The organism is Streptomyces sp. x-19 (assembly GCF_046549115.1).
Classification (GTDB): domain Bacteria; phylum Actinomycetota; class Actinomycetes; order Streptomycetales; family Streptomycetaceae; genus Streptomyces; species Streptomyces albulus_C.
Window position 1 is genome coordinate 136,242 of sequence record NZ_JAJPWK010000017.1, and the last position, 19,507, is coordinate 155,748.

The following is a 19,507-nucleotide window of genomic DNA, read 5'->3' on the forward strand; positions in this document are numbered from 1 at the left end:
CATGGCCCTCCTCGCCTTCACTCCCGGTGCGGACGACGGTCGTTGCGCAACGACCGGCGCCGAGGCCGGTGCCGGCACCGGCCTCGGCCGATCGGCCCGGCACGGCCGCGCGGGCCGCTGCCAGGGCCGGGTACTCGCCGCCTGTGGCCTCGCCCTGTTGCCGTGGCTCGGCTACCTGGCCGGCACCCTGCCGCCCGCCGAGGCGGCCGCCTGGGTCGCCCTCGACGCGCTGGAGGCCGCCGCCCTGCTCACCGCCGGCACCCGCCTGCTGCGCGCCGACCCCCGCCACCGTGCGCCCGCGGCGGCCGCAGCCGTGCTCCTCCTCGCCGACGTCTGCCTCGACCTCGCCACCGCCGCGCCGGGACCGGAGTTGGCCGCCGCGGTGGCCATGGCCGTCGCGGCCGAACTGCCCCTCGCCGCCCTGTGCGCCCGGCTCGCCGTCCGGCCGCCGCGGGGACCCGTCGGCGGCCGGTGAGGGAGTCTGTCGACCCGCCGGGCGGCGCCCCGGCCGCGACCCGCTATGATCCGCTGGCCCTCTCCGCCGTCGCCGCTGCGATCGCCGCAGGGCACCGTCGTCGCCGCGCAGCCGCCCGGCAGGACGACGAATCCACCGGTCGCCGCGTCCCCATGACGCCGCAACGCGGTGCCGTGGCCGGGCACCTGGTGCCCGCACCTGGCGAAACCGCCCCGTGGCGTGTGCACACTCTGCACGTCGAGCACACCACCAGGCACCCGCCACTTCAGGCACACCGGGCTCACGGAGCGCGTCGGGCGATCCGGCGCACCACGAGCACGCAGCAAGCACACCAGACAGTCAGCCCCGGTCAACGGGCCCGTAGCGGCGCTCCCGTCCCGGTCTGCGCCCACCGTCCCGTCGCACCCCTTGGAGGACGACCACCGTGAAACGACGAACCGACGACCTCGCCCGCACCCCCGGCGCCGACACCAGCCCCGACACCGGCACCGGCACCGGGGACGCCGACCGCTTCCCCGAGCAGTTCGCGCACACCCGGCGCTTCTCCCTCGGTGTGCCGCGGCAGTTCACCCTCTCGCCGGACGGACGCCGGGTGGTGTTCGTGCGCACCGGGTCCGGCGGCGATCCCGTAGGGCGGCTGTGGCAGTACGAGGCCGGCGAGGAACGGCTGTTGGCCGATCCGAGGCTCCTGGTGGGCGGGGGTACGGAGGTCGTCCCGGAGGAGGAGCGGCTGCGGCGCGAGCGGGCCCGCGAGCGTTCCGTCGGGGTGGTGGGGTACGCGACCGACGCCGCGGTCGGGCTGGTGGCGTTCGCGCTGTCCGGTGCGCTGTGGGCGGTGCGGACGGACGGCGGTGCGCCGTTCGCCGTGCCGGCGGCCGGTCCGGTGGTCGATCCGCGGCCGTCGCCGGACGGGCGGCACGTCGCCTACGTGAGCGGTCGCGCCCTGCACGTCGTCGCGCTGGACGGCGACGACCGGCAACTGGCGTGCCCGGAGGGCCCGGAGGTGTCCTACGGGCTCGCCGAGTACGTCGCCGCCGAGTCGATGGACCGTTCGCGCGGCTACTGGTGGGCGCCTGACGGCCGCGGCCTCCTGGTGGCGCGGGTCGACACCTCGCCCGTGGCACGGCGCTACCTCAGCGATCCGGCGGACCCGAGCCGGCCGCCGCAGGTGATCCGCTACCCGTCGGCCGGCACCGCCAACGCGGAGGTCACGCTGCACCTGCTCTCCCTGGACGGCGGCCGCACCGAAGTGACGTGGGACCGCGCGGCGTACGAGTACGTCGTCGACGCGGGTTGGGACGCGCACGGCCCGTTCGTGGCCGTGCAGAGCCGGGACCAGCGGGTCCTGCGGACGCTCGCCGTCGATCCGGCGAGCGGCGCCACCGAGGTGCGGCACGAGCGGACCGATCCCGCCTGGGTGGAGCTGGTGCCCGGCACTCCGGCCCGGACGGCCTCCGGTGCCCTGGTGCTCCCCGAGGACGACGGTGACACCCGCCGGCTGACCGTGGGCGGGCGGCGGGTCACGCCCGAGGGGCTGCAACTGCGGGCGGTCCTCGGGGTCGAGGGCGAGCGGGTCCTGTTCACCGCGAGCGAGGACCCCACGGAGACGCACGTCTGGCGCCACGAGCCCGGTGTCGGGTGCCGTCGGCTGAGTGCGGAGCCCGGCGTATGGACCGGCACGTCACGCGGGGGGACGACCGTCCTGACGGGGCTGACGCAGCAGGGCCACGCGGTGCACGTCCTCGGGGACGACGACGGACCGGTACGGCGGCCCCCGGGGGCCATCGCCTCGCTCGCCGAGGAGCCTCTGGTCGTTCCCCGACAGACGCACCTCCGCCTGGGCGAGCGCCAGTTGCGGGCGGTGCTGTACTTCCCGTCCTGGCACCGGCCGGGCACCGGGAAGCTGCCGGTGCTGCTCGACCCGTACGGCGGGCCGGCGTTGCAGCTCGCCGTACGGGCGCGGGGGTGGAGCGGTTGCGTGTCCCAGTGGTTCGCGGAGCAGGGGTTCGCGGTCCTGGTGGCGGACGGGCGGGGCACTCCGGGGCGGGGGCCGCGGTGGGAGAAGGCGGTGCACGGCGACCAGTTGGGGCCCGCGTTGACCGACCAGGTGGACGCGTTGCGGGCGGCCGGGGAGCGCTTCGCGGACCTGGACCTGGGGAGGGTGGCGATCCGCGGCTGGTCGTTCGGCGGGTTCCTGGCCGCGGCGGCCGTGCTGCACCATCCGGACGTCTTCCACGCGGCGGTCGCCGGCGCCCCGCCCACCGACATGCGGCTGTACGACACCCACTGGAAGGAGCGTTTCCTGGGCCATCCCGAGGAGGTCCCGGAGAACTACGCGCGCTGCTCCCTGGTGGGCAAGGGCCACCTGCTGCGCCGCCCGCTGATGCTCGTCCACGGGCTGGCGGACGACAACGTCGCCGTGGCGCACACCCTGCGGTTCTCCGCGGAGCTGCTGGCGGCGGGGCGACCGCACACCGTACTGCCGCTGCCGGGCGCCACGCACCTGCCCGCCGACGACGCCGTCAACGCCAACCTGCTGCGCGCGCAACGGGACTTCCTCAAGGAGGCGCTGCCCGCCCCGGAACAGGGTGCGAGCGGTGGCTGAGCGCTGATCCGTGCCACTCCCGGCGCGTGGTCAGCGGGCGCGTCGGGGGTGCCGCCAGCAGGCGAGGATGTCCTCGGTGGTCGTGACCGTGGCCACCAGGGACAGGGTGTTGCGGACCATCGCGGGGGTGTAGTCGGCGGGCACCCCCGCGATCGCGTCCGCCGGAACGACCGCGGTGTAGCCGAGGTTGACCGCGTCGAACACGGCGTTGGGGATCGCCACGTTCGCCGAGACCCCGGTGACGACCAGCGTGCGGCACCCGAGGTTGCGCAGCAGGGCGTCCACGTCGGTGCCGGCGAGCGGGGAGAGGCCGTGCAGCCTGCGCACCACCAGGTCCGCTTGCGACACCGGTATCGGGTCGGCGACGCGGACCGCGGTGGACCCGGTGGTCTGCCGCACCGGCAGCCGCTCGGCGGCGCGGAAGAGCCGGGCGTTGCGGCTGGCGCCGCGGCCGTCCGGGCGGCGTTCGGCGATCGCGTGCAGCACCTGGACGCCGGCGCCGTGGGCCGCCGCCACCAGGTGGGCGATCCGCCGCAGCGCCCCCGAGGCGCGGGCGACGTCGGCGAGTTCCGGTAGGGCGCTGTCGGGGCCGACCACACCGCGCTGGCATTCGACGGTGAGCAGCACCGTCGTGGCCGGGTCCAGTTGCTCGACGAGCCGGCTGTCCGAAGGCATCGGCGTTCCCCTCTGCGGAAGACCCGCTACGGATGGCGTCACGGCGTGCGCGGCTTCGGGCGCGCGCCGGGGCGGCGGGCCGGGAGGCGCGAGGGTATCGACCATTGCGTTCGGCAGGAAGAGCCCCCATGATTTCTGACACCCCATTTCTGACACTCCATCAGAAACGATGAAGGGCGGCGAGGATGACCGAGGCACCGCGCACGGCCGACACGCTCACGACTGCCGACCCACCCCAGGAGGCCACGCCCCAGCGCCGCGGCCGGCGGATCATGATGACCCCGACGGAGCTGGACGCCTTCCTGGCCGCGCAACGCACCTGCCGGGTCGCCACCGTCGGCCCGGACGGGACCCCGCACGTGGGCGCACTGTGGTTCGTCTGGGACGGGACGGCCCTCTGGCTGTACTCGATCACCCGCAGCAAGCGGTGGGCGCAGCTGCGCAAGGACCCGCGGATCGCGGTGGTCGTGGACGACGGGCAGGAGTACGGCGAACTGCGCGGCGTCGAACTCACCGGCCGCGCGGAACGCGTCGGCGAGGCACCGCGCACGGGCGAACCCTGCCCGGAACTGGAGGCTCCGGAAAGGTCGTTCGCGGAGAAGAACTTCGGCCTCGCACAGATGCCGCACGACGGGCGGCACGCCTGGCTGCGCCTGACGCCCGAGTCGGTGGTGTCCTGGGACTTCCGCAAGATCCCTAGCTGAGCGCACGGCACCCCGCCTCGCGCGACCGCCGGGACGCAACACCCCGGCCCGCCGCGCGAGCCGAGTTATCCACAGGCGGACCGCGCGTCGATCACCACGTCGGCGGTCTCTGCGAAAGTGGTCTTCGTCAGCCCGTTCCGCGCGGCGGCGCGTGCGGGATCGGGACAGCTCCGGCCCACCTGCGCCGGCAGCCGACACGACCGAAGGAGACCCGGTGAACGTGCTCTTCCCCGCCCTGCGCGATGGCTCGCCCACACCCGCGCTGCGCTTCGGCGACCGCGCCCTGGACTACGGCCAACTGGCCGCGGTGGCCGGCCCGCTCGCCGAGCGCATCGACCGCCTCACCCCCGGCGGCACGCCCCGGCTGGCGGTCTGGGCGACGCCGACGCTGGAGACGTCCGTGGCAGTGGTCGCCGCACTGCTCGCCGGCGTGGCCGCGGTACCGATCAATCCGAAGATCGGCGAGCGCGAGCTCACCCACATCGTGACGGACAGCGCTCCCGCACTGGTCCTGGCCGAGCCAGGCACCACCCTGCCGGACCCCCTGGCCGCACTGCCCCGCATCGACGTCGAAGCCACCCCGTCCGCCGACGAGCCGGTGCCCGGCCCGCTGCCCGTGGAGCCGGGCGACGAAGCCCCGGCCCTGATCGTCTACACCTCCGGGACGACCGGCCCGCCCAAGGGCGTCGTCCTCCCCCGGCGCGCCCTTGCCCGGACCCTCGACGCGCTGGAGGACGCCTGGCAGTGGACGGCCGACGACGTACTGGTCCACGCCCTGCCGCTGTTCCACGTCCACGGACTGATCCTCGGCGTCCTCGGCCCGCTGCGCCGCGGCGGCAGCGTGCACCACCTGGGCCGCTTCAGCACCGAGGCGGTCGCCCGCGAACTGTCCGCGGACGGCACGATGCTCTTCGGCGTCCCGACGATGTACCACCGACTCGCCCTCGACGCCGAGCAGAACCCCACCCTCGCCCAGGCCCTGGGCCGAGCCCGACTCCTGGTCTCCGGTTCCGCCGCGCTCCCTCTCACCGACCACCAGCGGCTCACCGCCGCCACCGGCCGCCGCGTGATCGAGCGCTACGGCATGACCGAGACGCTGATGAACACCAGCGTCCGCGCGGACGGCCCCGACGCCACCGGCACGGTCGGCGTCCCCCTCCCCGGGGTCTACGTGCGCCTCGTCGACGACGCCGGCCAGGCCGTCGAGCAGAGCGACGGCGAAACGGTCGGCGAGATCCAGGTGCGGGGCCCCAACCTCTTCTCCGAGTACCTCAACCGCCCCGACGCCACCGCCGCGGCGTTCGACGGCGGCTGGTTCCGCACCGGCGACATGGCCGTACGGGACCCCGCCGGCAACTACCGGATCGTGGGCCGCAAGGCCACCGACCTCATCAAGAGCGGCGGCTACAAGATCGGCGCCGGCGAGATCGAGAACGCCCTGCTGGCCCACCCGGGAGTGGCCGAGGCAGCCGTCACCGGCGAGCCCGACGAGGACCTGGGCGAACGGATCGTCGCCTGGGTCGTGCCCGAGTCCGGCGCCGACACCGGCCGGCCGCCCTCCGCCCAGGAGTTGGCCGACCACGTCGCCGGCCAACTGGCCCCACACAAGCGGCCACGCATCGTCCACTTCCTCCACGCCCTCCCCCGCAACGACATGGGCAAGATCCTCAAGCGGGACCTGCGCGCCGCGGCGCCCCCGGCAGGAGCCGGCGATGCATGAGCAGCCACCGCGGGACGCGGCTCCCCCGCCCAGCCTCCGCCTGACGGCCCGCCAAGCCATCGCAGCCGTCACCGACACCGCCATTGAACTCACCCCCGGCACCGCAGGCACCCCGCCCGCCCAGCTCCCTCCGCCCGACGGCCCGCTCGGCTGGCACGGCTACGACGCCGCCCGGCAGCGCGCCCGCGACCGGACCGGCGAGGACGAGTCGGTGGTCACCGCGCTCGCCACCCTCGGCGGCACCGAAGCGGTGGTGCTCGCCTTCGAGTTCGGCTTCCTCGGCGGTTCCCTCGGCGAGCGCACCGGCGACCGGCTGGAGGCCGCCTACGCGAAGGCCCGTGAGCGGCGCCTCCCCCTCGTCTCCCTCATCGCCACCGGCGGCAGCCGGATGCAGGAAGGGATGCGGGCGCTGTCCCAACTCCAGCGGGTGGCGCGACAGTCGGCGCTGAACCGCGCCGCCGGACTACCGCAGATCGCGGTGGTCCGCGACCCGACCACAGGCGGCGGATGGGCGACCCTGGGCGCCGGGGCCGATGTGATCCTCGCGCTCCCCAAGGCCCAGGTCGGCTTCGCCGGTTCACGGGTGCGCCCGCCGGACGCCGATCCGCACGCCTACTCCGCCGAGGGACAGTTCGCGGCCGGCCAGGTCGACGCCGTCGTCCCCGCCGACGCCCTCCGCACCACCCTCCGACGCTGGCTCCGCCTCCTCAACACCGCCGACCCACCACCGACCGCACCACCCCGCCCGGCCCCCGTGCCCTTCGCCCTGGGCACCACCCACCTCCCGGAAACCGGTTGGAACGCGGTCGGCCGGGCCCGCGACGCCGGGCGCCCCCGCGCCGAGGCGTACCTCCAGGCGTACTTCGACGACTGGGAGGAGATCAACGGCGACCGGTGCGGCGGACGCGACCCCGGCATGCGCTGCGGATTCGGCCACCGCGACGGCCGCACCATCGCCTTCGCGGCCCAGTGCGGAACGGCCACCCGCCCGGCCGGATTCCGCACCGCGACCAGACTGATACGACTCGCGGACCGACTCGGCATCCCGGTCCTCACCCTCGTGGACACACCGGGCGCCGCCAACGACGCGGAGGCCGAGCGCGCCGGCGCCGGCGCGGCCATCGCCGACACGTTCGCCGCGCTCGCCGCCGCCCACGTCCCCGTCACCTCGCTCCTCATCGGCGAGGGCGGCTCGGGCGGCGCCCTGGCCCTGGCCGCCCCGAACCACCTGTGGGCCACCCCCGACAGCTACTTCTCCGTCATCGCCCCGGAGATGGCCGCCGCCATCCTCAAACGCGGCCCGGACGACATCCGCCACACCGCCGACCAACTCCACATCCGCCCACAGGACTTGCTGGAACTGGGAATCATCCGAAACATCACCGAACCGGAGCCCGCCGGAGAGGGGTGAGGCACGTCGCGGGGCGAGTGGGTCAGGGCAAGGCGGGATCGGGCGGGGCGGGGACAGGCGGAAAAAGGGCAGCGAAAGGCGCGGGGAGGGGGGAGGGGAGGGGAGGGGCAGGGAGAGGGAGAGGGAAAAGCCAGAGCACCGCCCCTCCCCCTCACCCCTAACCCCACGTCCACCCCCTCCCCCATCACCCCTCACCCATCAGCCCCACCCCGAGGCCGACCGCCCTCGCCCCCCGTCCCCGTCTCCGCGTCCATCGCCTCCACGGCCTCCCCCGCCTTCTGCAGCGCCACCACGGCCGCCCGGATCGACGGCCTACGGTCGGCGTCCGCCCGCCAGATGGCATAGACGTGCCGCCGCATGGGATGCCGCACAGGCACCACACTCACCCCGTCCGGAACGGGCCCACGCCCCAGCCGTGGCGCTACCGCGACGCCCAACCCCGCCGCGATCAGCGCGAGTTGTGTGTGGTGCTCCTCCGCCATGTGCGCGATGCGGGGTTCCACGCCCTTGCCGCGCAGGGTGAACACCAACCAGTCGTGGCAGAACTCCGCCTGCGGCCAGGAGATCCACTCGTCGTCCGCGAACTCCTCCAACTCCACGAACCGCCGCCCGGCCAAGGGGTGGTCCGACGGCATGGCCACATCGGACGGATCGTCGAGCAACGGCGCCTTCGCCAACCCGTCGGGCAGCGACAGCGGGCGGTTGTACCAGTCCAGTACGACGGCCACGTCGAGGTCACCGCGCACCACGCCACGCACCGAATCGTCCGGCTCGATTTCCCGCAATCGTGGGCGGAGCTGCGGATGTTCGGCACGCAGCGCGGCGAGCGCCGACGGGAACAGTCCGCGCGCCGCGGTCGGAAACGCCCCCATCCTCAACTCCCCCACCGGCTGACCGCGATGCGCCTCCAGGTCGGCCTGCGCCAGCTCCACCTGGGACAGGATCCGAGCCGCATGATCGGCCAGCAGGCGTCCGGCATCGGTCAGCCGGATCCCCCGGCCGTTCTTCGCCAGCAGTTGCTGCCCCGTCTCGCGTTCCAGCTTGGCGATCTGCTGGGAGACCGCCGAGGTTGTCACGTGCAGCCCTTCGGCGGCCGCACTGACCGAACCGTGCCGGGCGATCGCGGACAGCGTCCGCAGTCGATCAAGGTTCAACATATAAGCAATGCTAAGTGGTATCTGCCATTAATTCTCGCTTGTGCTAAGAATTTGAATCCCGGCATCTTAGATGCCATGAGCACCACCGACGCGCCCGCCGCGCCCCCCACCTCCCCCGATGCACCGGCTCCCGGCCTCGCCCCCGGCACCACACCAGCGCCAGCACCCACACCCGCACCCGCACCCGCACCCACCTCAACCGCCAGAACGCCGGCCGTCGCCACCCCCCAGGACCGGCCCGCACGCCGCACGGTCGCCTGGCGGGTCCGCTTCGCCGTCCTCTGCCTGGTCTGGGGCTTCAGCTTCCTGTTCATCAAGGTGGGCACCGAGGGGTTCGCCCCGCTACAGGTCACGCTGGGCCGAGTGGCGTTCGGCGCGCTGGTGCTGCTGGTGTTCCTCGCGATCAAGCGGGAACGACTCCCTCGCTCGGCCCGGACCTGGGGCCATCTCGCGGTCGCCGCGTTCCTCCTCAACGCGCTTCCGTTCTCGCTCTTCGCCTACTCCGAGCTGACGATCCCCTCGACCCTGGCCAGCATCTGCAACGCCACCTCGCCGCTATGGGGCATGGCGCTGTCGGTCGTGGCCCTCTCGGAGGACCGGCCCACCCGCCGCCGCGTCGCCGGGCTCGGCATCGGCTTCCTCGGCGTGCTCACCGTCCTCGGCGCCTGGCAGGGCTTCTCCGGCACCGACCTCACGGGCACCGCCATGGCGCTGGGCGCCTCGCTCAGCTACCCCATCGGCTGGATCTACGTCCGCCGCACCCTCGCCCGGGACCAGCACTCGCACCTCGCCATGTCCAGCACGCAACTGCTGCTCGCCACGGCCCAACTCGCGGTGGTCACGGCACTGTTCACGCCTATGCCGACGTCGTTCCCGCTCGTCCCCCTGCTCGCCGTCTTCGCCCTGGGTGCCCTGGGCACCGGCGTCGCCTTCCTCCTGCAGTACGGGCTGGTCGCGGAGGTCGGGCCGACCACCGCGCAGATGGTCACCTACTTCATCCCCGTCATCGCCACCGCGTCCGGCGTGGCGCTCCTCAACGAGCACCTCACCTGGAACACCCCTCTGGGCGCCCTCATCGTCCTGGCCGGCGCCGCCCTCACCCAGAGCAAGCCCCGCACCCCATAGTTCCCGCGACCGCCCCGACCCCGACCCCACCGCGAGCCCACGCCAGGGCCCCAGCCGACGGCGAAGCGGCAGCCGCCCACCGCCCCTCACCCCCGCCCTCCCCCTCACTCATACCTCCGCGCCTCCCTCACCCCCGTAGCCTCGGCGACCGCGTCGGCCAGGGAGTTGATGTCGGCGGCGGTGAGGCCGGAGACGGTGATGCGGATGCCTTGTGGGGACTGCATGCGGAAGCGGGCGCCGGGGGCGACGGCCCAGCCGGCGTGCACGAGCAGGGCCACCGCGGTGGTCTCGTCCGGGACCGGTACCCAGACGTTCATCCCGCTGCGGCCGCGCGCCGGCACTCCGCGTTCCGCGAGGGCGTTCATCAGGGCGTCGCGTCGCTCGCCGTACGCGTCCGCGACGGCCTTGGGGTCGATCGCGGACGTTCGCCAGAGGTGGACGACCGCGTGTTGGATCAGGTGGCTGACCCAGCCCGGTCCGAGGCGTTGCCGGCCGCGGACGCGGTCGATGGTGACGCAGTCGCCGGTGAGGGCCGCGAGGCGCAGGTCGGGCCCGTAGGCCTTGGCCGTGGAGCGGATGAGCACCCAGTGGTCGGTGACGCCGGAGAGCGGGTGCAGTGGCAGATCGACTATGCCGTGACCGTGGTCGTCCTCGATGAGGAGCACCGCGGGGTGCCGGGCCAGCAGGGCGCGGAGTTCGGCGGCGCGGGGGGCGCTGATCGCGGCGCCGGTGGGGTTCTGTGCGCGGTCGGTGACGACGACGGCGCGCACTCCGCCGTCGAGCGCAGCTGCCAGGCGTTCGGGGACCGGTCCGTCGTCGTCCACGCCGACGGGTACGGGGCGCAGTCCGAGGGCGGGGATGAGGTCGAGCAGGCTGCCCCAGCCGGGGTCCTCGACCGCCACGGAGTCTCCGGGCCGTAGGTGTGCGGCGAGGACGCGCTCGATGGCGTCGAGCGATCCGCTGGCGACGGCGAGGGGGCCTTCCGGTACGCCGTCGCGGGTGAAGGCCGCGACGGCGAGCGCTTCGAGGTCGTCGTCGATGGCGGGCATGCCGTAGAGGGCGGGGCGTCGGGCGTTGCGGGCGGCGGCCTCGACCAGGGCCTGCTCCAACGGGGGCAGCAGGGCGGGGTCGGGGTTGCCGTCGGCGACGTTGCGTACGCCGGCCGGTGCGACTGCTCGCAGTGCCTCGCGCGGGGTGGTGGCGGGCCGGGGGCGGACTCGGCTGCCGCGTCGCCCTGCCGTTTCGATCACTCCGCGGTCGCGCAGCGTGCGGTACGCGGCTGCGACGGTGTTGGGGTTCACCTCCAGCTGGACCGCCAACTCCCTGAGCGGGGGCAGCACTTCGCCTGGTTGGAGGTCGCCGGCACCGATGGCTCGCTCCACGCTTGCGGCAATCTCCGATGCGCGCCGCCCCTCGATCCGATACTCTCCTAGCACAAAGTTGATTATGTACTAGTGCAATGGAGTTCGCAATGGCTGAGGGAAAGTCGTTCGCCGCGACGGAGCGCACCGTCCCCACCCGGGCCCGGGAGCGCGCCAGCTATGACGAGGCGACGGTGCACGCGATCCTCGACGAGGGCTACGTCTGCCACCTCGGCTTCGTGCGCGACGGCGCGCCGGTCGTGCTGCCGACGCTCTACGGCCGGGTCGGCGACCGCCTCTACGTGCACGGCTCGACCGGCTCCCGCCCGCTGCGGATGGCCGGTGGGCGGAGCGCGGACCCCGGCCTCGCGGTCTGCGTCACGGTGACCCACGTCGACGGCCTGGTCCTCGCCAGGTCCGCGTTCCACCACTCCATCAACTACCGCAGCGTCGTCGTCCACGGCACCGCCCACCAGGTCACCGACGAGGACGAGAAGAAGTCCGCCCTGGACGCCCTCGTCGATCACGTCCTGCCCGGTCGCGCCGCTGACTCCCGGCCCGCCAACGCCAAGGAGCTGGCCGCCACCGCCGTGCTCCGCCTCGATCTGCGCGAGGTCTCCGCCAAGGTCCGGACCGGCGGCCCCGACGACGAGCCCGAGGACCTCGCACTCCCCCACTGGAGCGGCGTCCTGCCCGTGGCCGCCGCGTACGGCGCGCCGATACCGGCCGACGACCTCGCCCCCACCATCGCCGCGCCGGACTACCTCTCCGCCCGCTGAGGAACGCCGATGCTCATCCACCCTTGGGACGCGCCCACCGACGACGCCGAGTGGCAGGAGTGGCTCGCCGCCCACGACTTCGGGCAGCTCGCGGTCAACGGCGCCGCCGGTGAGCCCCCGTGGGTGCAACCGCTGCACTTCGCCTACGATCCCGTGCGTCGCGAGGCGGCCACCCACCTCGCCCGCCCCAATCCCCTGTGGTCGGCGTTGGAGGACCGCCCGACGGTGCTGCTGAGCGTGGTCGACGACTACACCTTCATCCCCGGCCCGTGGCAGGCGGCCGAGGGGCAGCCGCCCGAGCACGGCGTGCCCACCAGCTTCTACGCCGCGGTCCAACTCGTCTGCACGGCACACGTGGTGGACGATCCGGAGGCCAAGGCCGCGTTGCTCCAGCGCCAGACGACGCACTTCCAGCCCGACGGCGGCTCGGCCCCGGTCGTGGCGGGCGCGGCACCGTACGGGCGGCAGTTGTCCGGCATCCGCGGGCTGCGTCTCGAAGTGCGGGAGGTGCGCGCCAAGTTCAAGTACGGCGGCAAGCGGTCCCGGTCGGTGCAGCACCGCACCGCGGAGCGGCTCGCCGAGCGGGGCGGGCCGGGTGACGCCGCGGCGCGCCGGCACCAGCGACGCCGGCTGGCGGCGAACGGCGGAGCCCCGTCGGCCGCCGGGCAGGGGACGACGGGCCAGGGGTAGGAGTCCTTCCCTCGCGTCCGACGGCCCATGACCGACGGCCCACGAACCGCGAACCGCGAGCCGGATTTCCGGTGCCCCACGGCCGCGCACCGGGTGACGGAGCGCGGTTCCGGCTCGGCCCGTCATCCGGCGCACGGCGCGTTCGTGCCGGCCGCGTCCGGCCACGGCCGGGGACGCCGTCCGACGGCCGGCGCCGACGGTTCAGCGACCGGCCCCCGCCCGTGCCCGCTGCTCCGCCACCGCCCGCTCGACCTCCTCCGTCACCAGGTCGAGGTTGAGGGCGAAGGCGGCGGCCGCGCCCATTCCGGCGGCCGTCACCACCTGCGCCCGCGGATCGACCACGTTGCCCGCGGCCCACACCCCGGGTACGTCGGTCCGGCCCGCGGCGTCGGTGATCACCCAGCCGGCTTCGTCGCGCGCGCAGCCCAGTGCGGTGAGCAGGGCGTCGTGCGGCACCATCCGGGGCTGCACGAAGACCGCGGTGCGCGGCACGACGCGCCCGTTAGCCAGTTCGACGCCGCGCAGCCGGTCGCCCTCGGTCAGCAGGCGGGCGACGGTGCCCCCGACGATCCGCACGCCGCGTGCCGTGAGCCGCTCGCGTTCGTCGTCGGTCGGTTCGCCGTGGTGCGGGAACAGCACGACGTCGGGCGACCACTGCCGCAGCAGGAGTGCGTGGTGGACCGCGCCGGGGCCGGTGCCGAGCACGCCGAGCGGCTGGTCACGGACCTCGTAGCCGTGGCAGTAGGGGCAGTGCAGCAGGTCCCGGCCCCAGCGTTCCCGTAGGCCGGGGATGTCGGGGAGTTCGTCGCGCAGGCCGGTGGCCACCAGGACGCGGCGGGCGCGGAGCTCGGGCCCGCCGGTGAGGCGTACGCCGAGGGCCGGGGTGATCTCGTCGACCCGGCCGGTGAGCAGTGCGGCTCCGTAGGTGGCGAGTTCGGCGCGGCCGACCTCCAGGAGGGCGGTCGGTGGCATGCCGTCGCGGGAGAGGAAGCCGTGCATCCGGTCGGCCGGTGCGTTGCGGGGCGCGCCGCCGTCGATCACCGCCACCCGGCGCCGGGCGCGGGCCAGGACCAGGGCCGCGTTCAGTCCGGCCGCGCCGGCTCCGACGACCACGACGTCCCATTCCCCCTCGCGGCCCTCATGGTCGGCGTGCTGCGCGGGGGCGCCGTACCCACGGTCCTGCGCCCCGTCGTCGGGGCCGTTGTTCGTCTCGCTCATCGCGATCACCTCCGCCCGCAGAGTGCGTGATGCGTCGCACGAACAGCAATCCTTGTTGCCGAAACCGGGAACGACGCGGTGCAATGGGCGGTGTGGAGAACTCAGCTGCCATTTCCCAGGCCCTCGCCGAGGTCGGTCCGCGTCTGAAGCGGTTGCGGACGGAGCAGGGCGTCACGTTGTCCGCGTTGGCGGAGGCCACCGGGATTTCCAAGAGCACCTTGTCCCGTCTGGAGTCCGGGCAGCGCCGTCCGAGTCTGGAGTTGTTGCTGCCGATCGCGCAGGCGCACCAGGTGCCGTTGGACGAGTTGGTCGGGGCCCCGGAGGTGGGGGATCCGCGGGTCCGGCTCAAACCGCGGCACCTGCACGGCGCCACGGTGCTGCCGCTGACCCGTCACCCGGGTCCGCTGCAGACGTTCAAGATGGTCATTCCGCCGCACCGGAGCACGCCCGATCCCTGTACGCACGAGGGGTACGAGTGGCTGTACGTGCTGGCCGGGCGGCTGCGGCTGGTGTTGGCCGACCGTGATCTGGTCATGGGGGCGGGCGAGGCGGCGGAGTTCGACACCCGGTTGCCGCACTGGTTCGGGAGTACGGGCGAGGGGCCGGTGGAGGTGCTCAGCCTCTTCGGTCGGCAGGGGGAGCGGATGCACGTGCGGGCCAAGCCCCGGTCGCGCGGGGCGGACGCGGACGACCACTGATCCGCCGGGCGCCGGCCCCGTCCCGCGGTGGCGCTGTCACGCCCGTGGCGGGTGTGCGTCGAGCGGTGGGGCCTGGAGGAAGCGCTGGAGGATCAGGCGGAGGACGGGGAGCTGTTCGGCGGGGCGGAACGCCGGATCGGTGGCCGCGCTGGTGTAGAGCGAGGCGATCAGGGCGAGCACCCAGGCGGCGGCGTCGTGCGGATCGAGTGCGGGGTCGATCTGGCCGGCGGCGGCGGCCCTGGCGAGCAGGGTCGCGACGGCGGTGTGCTCCTGGGCGTTGTCCCGGCCGAGCAGGGCGTCGAGTTCGGGGTCGCGGTGGGCCTGCACGACGGCTTCCATGACCAGTGCCGGGGCGACGGGGTTCATGGCATCGGCGGTGAGGAGTTCCACGACGTCCAGGAGGGCCGCCCAGGGGTCGTCGCTCGCCTGGGCCCGGGCGAGCCGCTCGGCCTTGCTCTCACCGTCGTCCGCACCGTCGTCCTCGAAGAGGGCGTGGAAGAGGGCGCGCTTGTTGGGGAAGTAGTGGAAGAGGTTGCCGGAACTCATGCCGGCCGCCTTGCAGATCTCCGCCGTGGTGGTGCGCTCGAAGCCCTTGGCGGCGAAGAGTTGGGCCGCGGCGTGCAGGATGTACTGACGCCGGGCCCGGTGCTTGACCGGGTCGACCTTCCTCATGCCGCTGTCGCCTCTCTCCCGTGACGTGCGTGTCCGGATCGCTGCGCCCGGTGGCCCGTTGCCGTCACGCGGGGCGCCCGGACCGGCCGCGGTCGCAATAATAGACCGCGTACTCGGTTTATTATTGCGGGGCACGGTCCACGTTCCGCACAGGGGGATCCGCTCATGGACATCGAGAAGCCGCAGCCCACCGGGCGCCCCGAGGGCCCCGGCCCGAAGGCCGGGCAGCCGACCCCGCCCACGGTCCTCGCCGACTCGCCCGCGCTCGTGGTCACCGTCTGCGTGGCGTTCGCGGCGGCCGGCGCCGGCCTCGGGTGGCTCGTGCGACTGCTGGCGAAGTGGCTGGTGACGCTGGAGCACGCGCCCTGGCAGGGCCCGGCCAGGCTGTTGACCGCGATCCCGGAGCCCTGGCTGACGATCGGCCTGCTGACGGTGGGCGCGGCGGTCGGCCTGGCGGTGGCGCTGTTCGGACAGCACGACGAACTCGCCGTCACGGTCGCCGACGACGAGGTGGTCCTCACCCGGCGGGCGAAGCCGGTCGCCCTCCGACGCGCGACGGTCCACCTGGCGTTCCGGGACCGCAAGGAGTTGGTCCTGCTCGGTGCGGACTCCGCCGAACTCGCGCGGGAGGGCTGCACCCTGGACGCCGAGCGGCTGGCCGGGGCCTTTCGCGCGCACGGCTACGCCTGGGCGGACGGCGATCCGCACGAGGACGAGTTCCGGCGCTGGGTCCCCGACACCCCGAATCTGCCGGTCGGCGCGAATGCCCTGTTCACCGCGCGCGAGCGGGCCCTCGGCAAGTCGGACACGGCCGACGACGCCCGCGAACTGCGGGCCGAACTCGCCCGGCTGGGCGTCGTCGTCCGGGACAAGGACAAGCGGCAGTTCTGGCGGCTGATCCCGCAGGACCAGCCGCCCCGCGACCAGGGCGCGTCCGACCCTGGCCCGTCGGACACGCCCTAGCCGACTCGGCGGCCGCGGCCGCGCGCCTCGGTCACGGCGAGCGCCGCGACGGCCGTGAGCAGCACGGCCGTGCCTACCGCCGTCGCCGTGGTGAGCCGCTCACCGAGGAACAGCACCGCGAGAGCCGCCGCGGACACCGGTTCGATCAGGGAGATCACGGAGGCGGTCGCGGCCCGGACGACGGCCAGTCCGGCGAAGTACAGGCCGTAGGCGAGGGCCGTCGGGACGGCGGCGATGTAGCCGAGCAGGACCAGGCTGCGGCCCAGGTCGTGCAGGTGCGGCCACAGGCCCTCGACCGCGGCGAGCGGCAGCAGGCACAGCGCCCCGACCGCGAACGCGCTGAGGGTCGAGGCGTACGGGTCACTGCCGCCGCCCCGGCCGAAGCGGCGGGTGGCGAGGGTCATCACCGCGCAGGCGGCCGCGGAGAGCAGGGCGTAGCCGACGCCGAGCGGGCGGACGGTGGCGGCGCCGGCACCGCCGAGGACGAGGATCAGCAGACCGCCGAGCGCCCCGCCGACGGCCAGCACCCCGCCGGCGCCGAGCCGTTCGCCCATGGTGAGGCGCGCCCCGACGGCGATGAGGACGGGGCCGGCGCCCATGGTGATGACGGTGCCGACGGCCAGGCCGGTGGTTTCGACGGCGGCGAAGTAGGCGGCCTGGAAGACGGCGAGGGCGATGCCGGTGACCGCGACCCGCACCGCGCGGCGACGCAACGGTTCCGCCGGAAGTCGGCCGGCGTCGGCGGTGCGGGTGCGGTTCCGGCGCACCGCGCGTACGGCGAGCAGGAGCAGCAGGCCGCCGAAGGTGCGCCAGAAGGTGAGGGCGAGGGGGCCGAGTCCGCTGCCGCGGTAGAGGAGGGCGGCGGCCGCGCCGGCGGTGCCCCAGGCGGTGGCGGCGAGCGAGACGTAGGCGAGTCCGCGGCCCACGGGCAGGGCGGAGTGGGGTGTGCTGTGCATGGGAGGTGTGCTCCGGGAAATCCAGGACGGCGCGGTGCGCCGCGGTGTGGTCGCGTGGTCCCGTGTGCGGGCAGCGTCGACCGGCTCGGGACGTTGCCCGGGCCGGGATTTCCTGGGTGGCCGCCGCCCGCCTTACGCGGCGGGAGGGGGCAGCACGGTCGAATGCACGATCGTCAGCCTATGTGGCGGGGGAACCGGTCGACAAGCCGTCGCCGGCGGGTGCCGCGGCGTCGTCGTTCCGCGGCCCGCTGCGGGTCTCCTCGGCGTCCTTGGAGGGCGTTCCGCCGCTGGCCACGGTGCGGGTGCCGGTCTTCCCCGGCTCGCTGTGCGGTTTGGCCGACTGGGCGATGAACGCGCCGATCAGGACGACCGCGCCGCCGGCGATCTGCGGCGCGGAGAGGTGTTCGCCGAGCAGGACCCAGGCGAGCACCGTGGCGATCACCGCTTCCAGGCAGGCGACGACCCCGGCGACCTGCGGGGAGAGTCGTCGGATCGACACCACGCCGGTGAGGTAGGCGGTGACGGTGGCGACCAGCACGATCCAGGCCAGGAGCAGCAGGGCCGGCACGTGGCTGCCGTTCATGTCCGCGGTGCCGCCCAGCACCGCCCAGTGCATGTCCCAGGGGCGGGCGATGACGGTGAGGACGACCGCGCCGATCAACAGTCCGTAGGCGATGACGCCCAGGGGGTCCGGCGCCGTGCCGTCGGCGTCGTCGCCACCGTGGTCCGACAGGACGAAGTAGCCGACCTGGCAGCAGGCCGCGGCCAGCGCGAGGGCGAGCCCGACCGCGTCGAAGGTGAGACCGCTCCACACCTCGACGACGCAGGCCAGACCGCCGACGGCCAGCACGACGCCGACGGCGGCGGCGCGGGTGACGGGGCGCTTCTGCACGAAGCGCACCCAGCCGAGGACCAGGGCGGGGGCGAGGTACTCGATGAGCAGGGCGACGCCCACGGGGATGCGGGAGAGCGCGGCGAAGTAGCAGGCCTGGACGCCGGCGACGGCCAACAGTCCGAAGCCGGCGAGCAGTGCGGGCCGGCGGCGTGGCAGGTCCCGGTGGCGCCAGGCGACCGGGAGCATGACCAGCGCGGCGCCGGTGACGCGCAGCCAGGTCACGTGCAGCGGTTCGAGGCCGGCGGTTATCAGGGGCTTGGCCGCGACTCCGGAGCCGCCGAAGGCCAGCGCGGAGAGCAGGGCGAGGCCGAGCCCGGCGCCGCGTCCGGTGCGCCGGCCGCCGGCCGGGCCGGGAGTGACGGACTGCTGGGTCCCGCTGGGCCCGGACGTTCCCGGGCCCGGGCCGGTCGTGTGAGCCGCCGGGCTCCCCGATGAGGCGTGCATCGGGTCATCATGACAGCCGGCGTCAGCAGCGTCACCCCCCAAATCTCCTGTCTCACCAGGCGAAACGCGGTCGGGGCGGGGTGGTGCGCGACGCCCCGGTCAGTCCGGGCCCGGGCGCTGCTCGCCGTCGAGTCGGGCGGCAAGCCGGGTGGTGTCGACGGAGGCGCGGCGCAGGACCTCGACGGCCCGGGATTCGGGGTCGTCGACCAGCGCGGCGAGCAGGTCGAGGCAGTCGGCGCGGGTGGCGTAGCGGGCGTGCGCGCGGTCGAGGGCGCCGTCCATCGCGGCGGCCGCGGCGGGCGACCAGCCGGGGACGCCGCCCTCGGCGACCACGGGGACCGCCCCGGAGTCCTCGACGGTGCCGTGCCACTGGAGGCCGTAGCCGATGCTGCGTTGGACGAGGTAGCCGAGCAGTCGGGCGATCTGGTGGCCGCCGTCGAAGACCTCGCGGACCGCGGGGTCCCACTCCAGCAGCCCGTGCAGCAGGTGCGCGGTGTCGACGTGGCGGTCGCCGTCGCGGGTGGCCCGCCTGCGGGCAGCGGAAACGACCGACGCCAGCTCCACGGTGAGCTGACTGTCGGGGGCTTCCTGGGCGGAGCGTTCCCCGCCGCTGTACGCAGTACGGTTTTGCACAGCCCCACCCCACCAGTCCTGTAAGGCCGGAGCATCCCCGGCGGGAAGCATTTGCACATCCCACCGTGGTTGGGGAAGCCGACACACGATCTCATCCTTACGGAGGATATGCGGAGAGATTATGAAGACCGGGCATCCCACCACAAACGGTCGCACCCCCGTTCACCCGGCCCGACATCGGCGGGCCCGCGACGGCAACCGACGACCGGCGTCCGCTCGTCCCTTCCCCAGAGAACCCACCCACCGCCACAGCCGCCCGACCGCCCGTCCGCCCCACCCATCCCGTCCATCCCGCCCCCGGCCAGACTCCCCCCACCCCCGCTCCG

General features: G+C 74.2%; 18 protein-coding genes. 10 read left to right on the forward strand and 8 right to left on the reverse strand.

Annotated features, from left to right (window positions below; translation table 11 throughout):
* Nucleotide 1: 1 nt before the first annotated feature.
* A complete protein-coding gene (locus ACLJT4_RS30180) occupies nt 2-475 on the forward strand; it encodes a hypothetical protein (protein ID WP_411127143.1) in 474 nt (157 codons plus the stop codon).
* A gap of 424 nt (nt 476-899) precedes the next feature.
* A complete protein-coding gene (locus ACLJT4_RS30185) occupies nt 900-3,080 on the forward strand; it encodes an alpha/beta fold hydrolase (RefSeq protein ID WP_411127080.1) in 2,181 nt (726 codons plus the stop codon).
* A gap of 30 nt (nt 3,081-3,110) precedes the next feature.
* Here ACLJT4_RS30185 and ACLJT4_RS30190 read toward each other — a convergent pair whose 3' ends face one another.
* A complete protein-coding gene (locus ACLJT4_RS30190) occupies nt 3,111-3,755 on the reverse strand; it encodes a cysteine hydrolase (protein ID WP_411127082.1) in 645 nt (214 codons plus the stop codon).
* Nucleotides 3,756-3,940: 185 nt separating this feature from the next.
* Here ACLJT4_RS30190 and ACLJT4_RS30195 point away from each other — a divergent pair, with 185 nt between their 5' ends.
* The 3 genes from ACLJT4_RS30195 to ACLJT4_RS30205 all read left to right on the forward strand — a co-directional run bounded on the left by ACLJT4_RS30195 (nt 3,941) and on the right by ACLJT4_RS30205 (nt 7,590).
* Entirely contained in the window at nt 3,941-4,459 is a 519-nt protein-coding gene (locus ACLJT4_RS30195) for a pyridoxamine 5'-phosphate oxidase family protein (protein WP_411127084.1), read from the forward strand.
* A gap of 214 nt (nt 4,460-4,673) precedes the next feature.
* Nucleotides 4,674-6,179, forward strand: a complete 1,506-nt coding sequence (locus tag ACLJT4_RS30200; protein ID WP_411127086.1) for an acyl-CoA synthetase — start codon at nt 4,674-4,676, stop codon at nt 6,177-6,179.
* Nucleotides 6,172-7,590 carry a carboxyl transferase domain-containing protein gene (locus ACLJT4_RS30205; protein ID WP_411127088.1) on the forward strand — a complete coding sequence of 473 codons (1,419 nt, stop codon included), beginning with the start codon at nt 6,172-6,174 and terminating at the stop codon, nt 7,588-7,590. The genes ACLJT4_RS30200 and ACLJT4_RS30205 overlap by 8 nt, the downstream gene beginning before the upstream one ends.
* Nucleotides 7,591-7,781: 191 nt before the next feature.
* On the opposite strand, the gene ACLJT4_RS30210 is transcribed toward ACLJT4_RS30205, so the two are convergent.
* Complete coding sequence (locus ACLJT4_RS30210; RefSeq protein ID WP_411127090.1) at nt 7,782-8,747, reverse strand: LysR family transcriptional regulator; 966 nt, start codon at nt 8,745-8,747, stop codon at nt 7,782-7,784.
* A 75-nt stretch (nt 8,748-8,822) separates the two neighbouring features.
* On the opposite strand from ACLJT4_RS30210, the gene ACLJT4_RS30215 reads away from it, so the two are divergent.
* Nucleotides 8,823-9,872, forward strand: coding sequence for a DMT family transporter (locus ACLJT4_RS30215; protein ID WP_411127092.1), 1,050 nt, complete (start codon nt 8,823-8,825; stop codon nt 9,870-9,872).
* Nucleotides 9,873-9,976: 104 nt separating this feature from the next.
* Here the strand turns inward: ACLJT4_RS30215 and ACLJT4_RS30220 are convergent, their stop codons facing one another.
* Nucleotides 9,977-11,308 carry an aminotransferase class I/II-fold pyridoxal phosphate-dependent enzyme gene (locus tag ACLJT4_RS30220; protein WP_411127094.1) on the reverse strand — a complete coding sequence of 444 codons (1,332 nt, stop codon included), beginning with the start codon at nt 11,306-11,308 and terminating at the stop codon, nt 9,977-9,979.
* Nucleotides 11,309-11,343: 35 nt separating this feature from the next.
* Between ACLJT4_RS30220 and ACLJT4_RS30225 the strand changes: the two genes are divergently transcribed.
* The gene (locus ACLJT4_RS30225; protein ID WP_411127096.1) at nt 11,344-12,012 is read left to right on the forward strand and encodes a pyridoxamine 5'-phosphate oxidase family protein; all 669 of its coding nucleotides are present in this window, start codon (nt 11,344-11,346) and stop codon (nt 12,010-12,012) included.
* A gap of 9 nt (nt 12,013-12,021) precedes the next feature.
* Nucleotides 12,022-12,702 (forward strand): FMN-binding negative transcriptional regulator, encoded by a 681-nt coding sequence (locus ACLJT4_RS30230; RefSeq protein ID WP_411127098.1) that lies wholly within the window; start codon nt 12,022-12,024, stop codon nt 12,700-12,702.
* A gap of 201 nt (nt 12,703-12,903) precedes the next feature.
* On the opposite strand, the gene ACLJT4_RS30235 is transcribed toward ACLJT4_RS30230, so the two are convergent.
* Nucleotides 12,904-13,920 carry an NAD(P)/FAD-dependent oxidoreductase gene (locus ACLJT4_RS30235; RefSeq protein ID WP_411127100.1) on the reverse strand — a complete coding sequence of 339 codons (1,017 nt, stop codon included), beginning with the start codon at nt 13,918-13,920 and terminating at the stop codon, nt 12,904-12,906.
* Nucleotides 13,921-14,003: 83 nt separating this feature from the next.
* Between ACLJT4_RS30235 and ACLJT4_RS30240 the strand changes: the two genes are divergently transcribed.
* On the forward strand, nt 14,004-14,618 hold the full coding sequence (locus ACLJT4_RS30240) for a helix-turn-helix domain-containing protein (protein ID WP_411127102.1): 615 nt from the start codon (nt 14,004-14,006) through the stop codon (nt 14,616-14,618).
* 36 nt (nt 14,619-14,654) lie between these two features.
* Here ACLJT4_RS30240 and ACLJT4_RS30245 read toward each other — a convergent pair whose 3' ends face one another.
* Nucleotides 14,655-15,290 (reverse strand): TetR/AcrR family transcriptional regulator, encoded by a 636-nt coding sequence (locus tag ACLJT4_RS30245; protein WP_411127104.1) that lies wholly within the window; start codon nt 15,288-15,290, stop codon nt 14,655-14,657.
* Between the two features lie 165 nt (nt 15,291-15,455).
* On the opposite strand from ACLJT4_RS30245, the gene ACLJT4_RS30250 reads away from it, so the two are divergent.
* Nucleotides 15,456-16,253: a hypothetical protein gene (locus ACLJT4_RS30250; RefSeq protein ID WP_411127106.1), complete on the forward strand. Its 798-nt coding sequence runs from the start codon at nt 15,456-15,458 to the stop codon at nt 16,251-16,253.
* On the opposite strand, the gene ACLJT4_RS30255 is transcribed toward ACLJT4_RS30250, so the two are convergent.
* From ACLJT4_RS30255 to ACLJT4_RS30265, 3 genes are all read right to left on the reverse strand, one after another.
* Nucleotides 16,250-17,209 carry a DMT family transporter gene (locus ACLJT4_RS30255; RefSeq protein WP_411127108.1) on the reverse strand — a complete coding sequence of 320 codons (960 nt, stop codon included), beginning with the start codon at nt 17,207-17,209 and terminating at the stop codon, nt 16,250-16,252. The two genes, ACLJT4_RS30250 and ACLJT4_RS30255, sit on opposite strands and share 4 nt — an antisense overlap.
* Nucleotides 17,210-17,387: 178 nt before the next feature.
* Nucleotides 17,388-18,548: an EamA family transporter gene (locus ACLJT4_RS30260; RefSeq protein WP_411127110.1), complete on the reverse strand. Its 1,161-nt coding sequence runs from the start codon at nt 18,546-18,548 to the stop codon at nt 17,388-17,390.
* Nucleotides 18,549-18,647: 99 nt separating this feature from the next.
* A complete protein-coding gene (locus ACLJT4_RS30265) occupies nt 18,648-19,181 on the reverse strand; it encodes a Clp protease N-terminal domain-containing protein (RefSeq protein ID WP_411127112.1) in 534 nt (177 codons plus the stop codon).
* Nucleotides 19,182-19,507 lie beyond the last annotated feature (326 nt).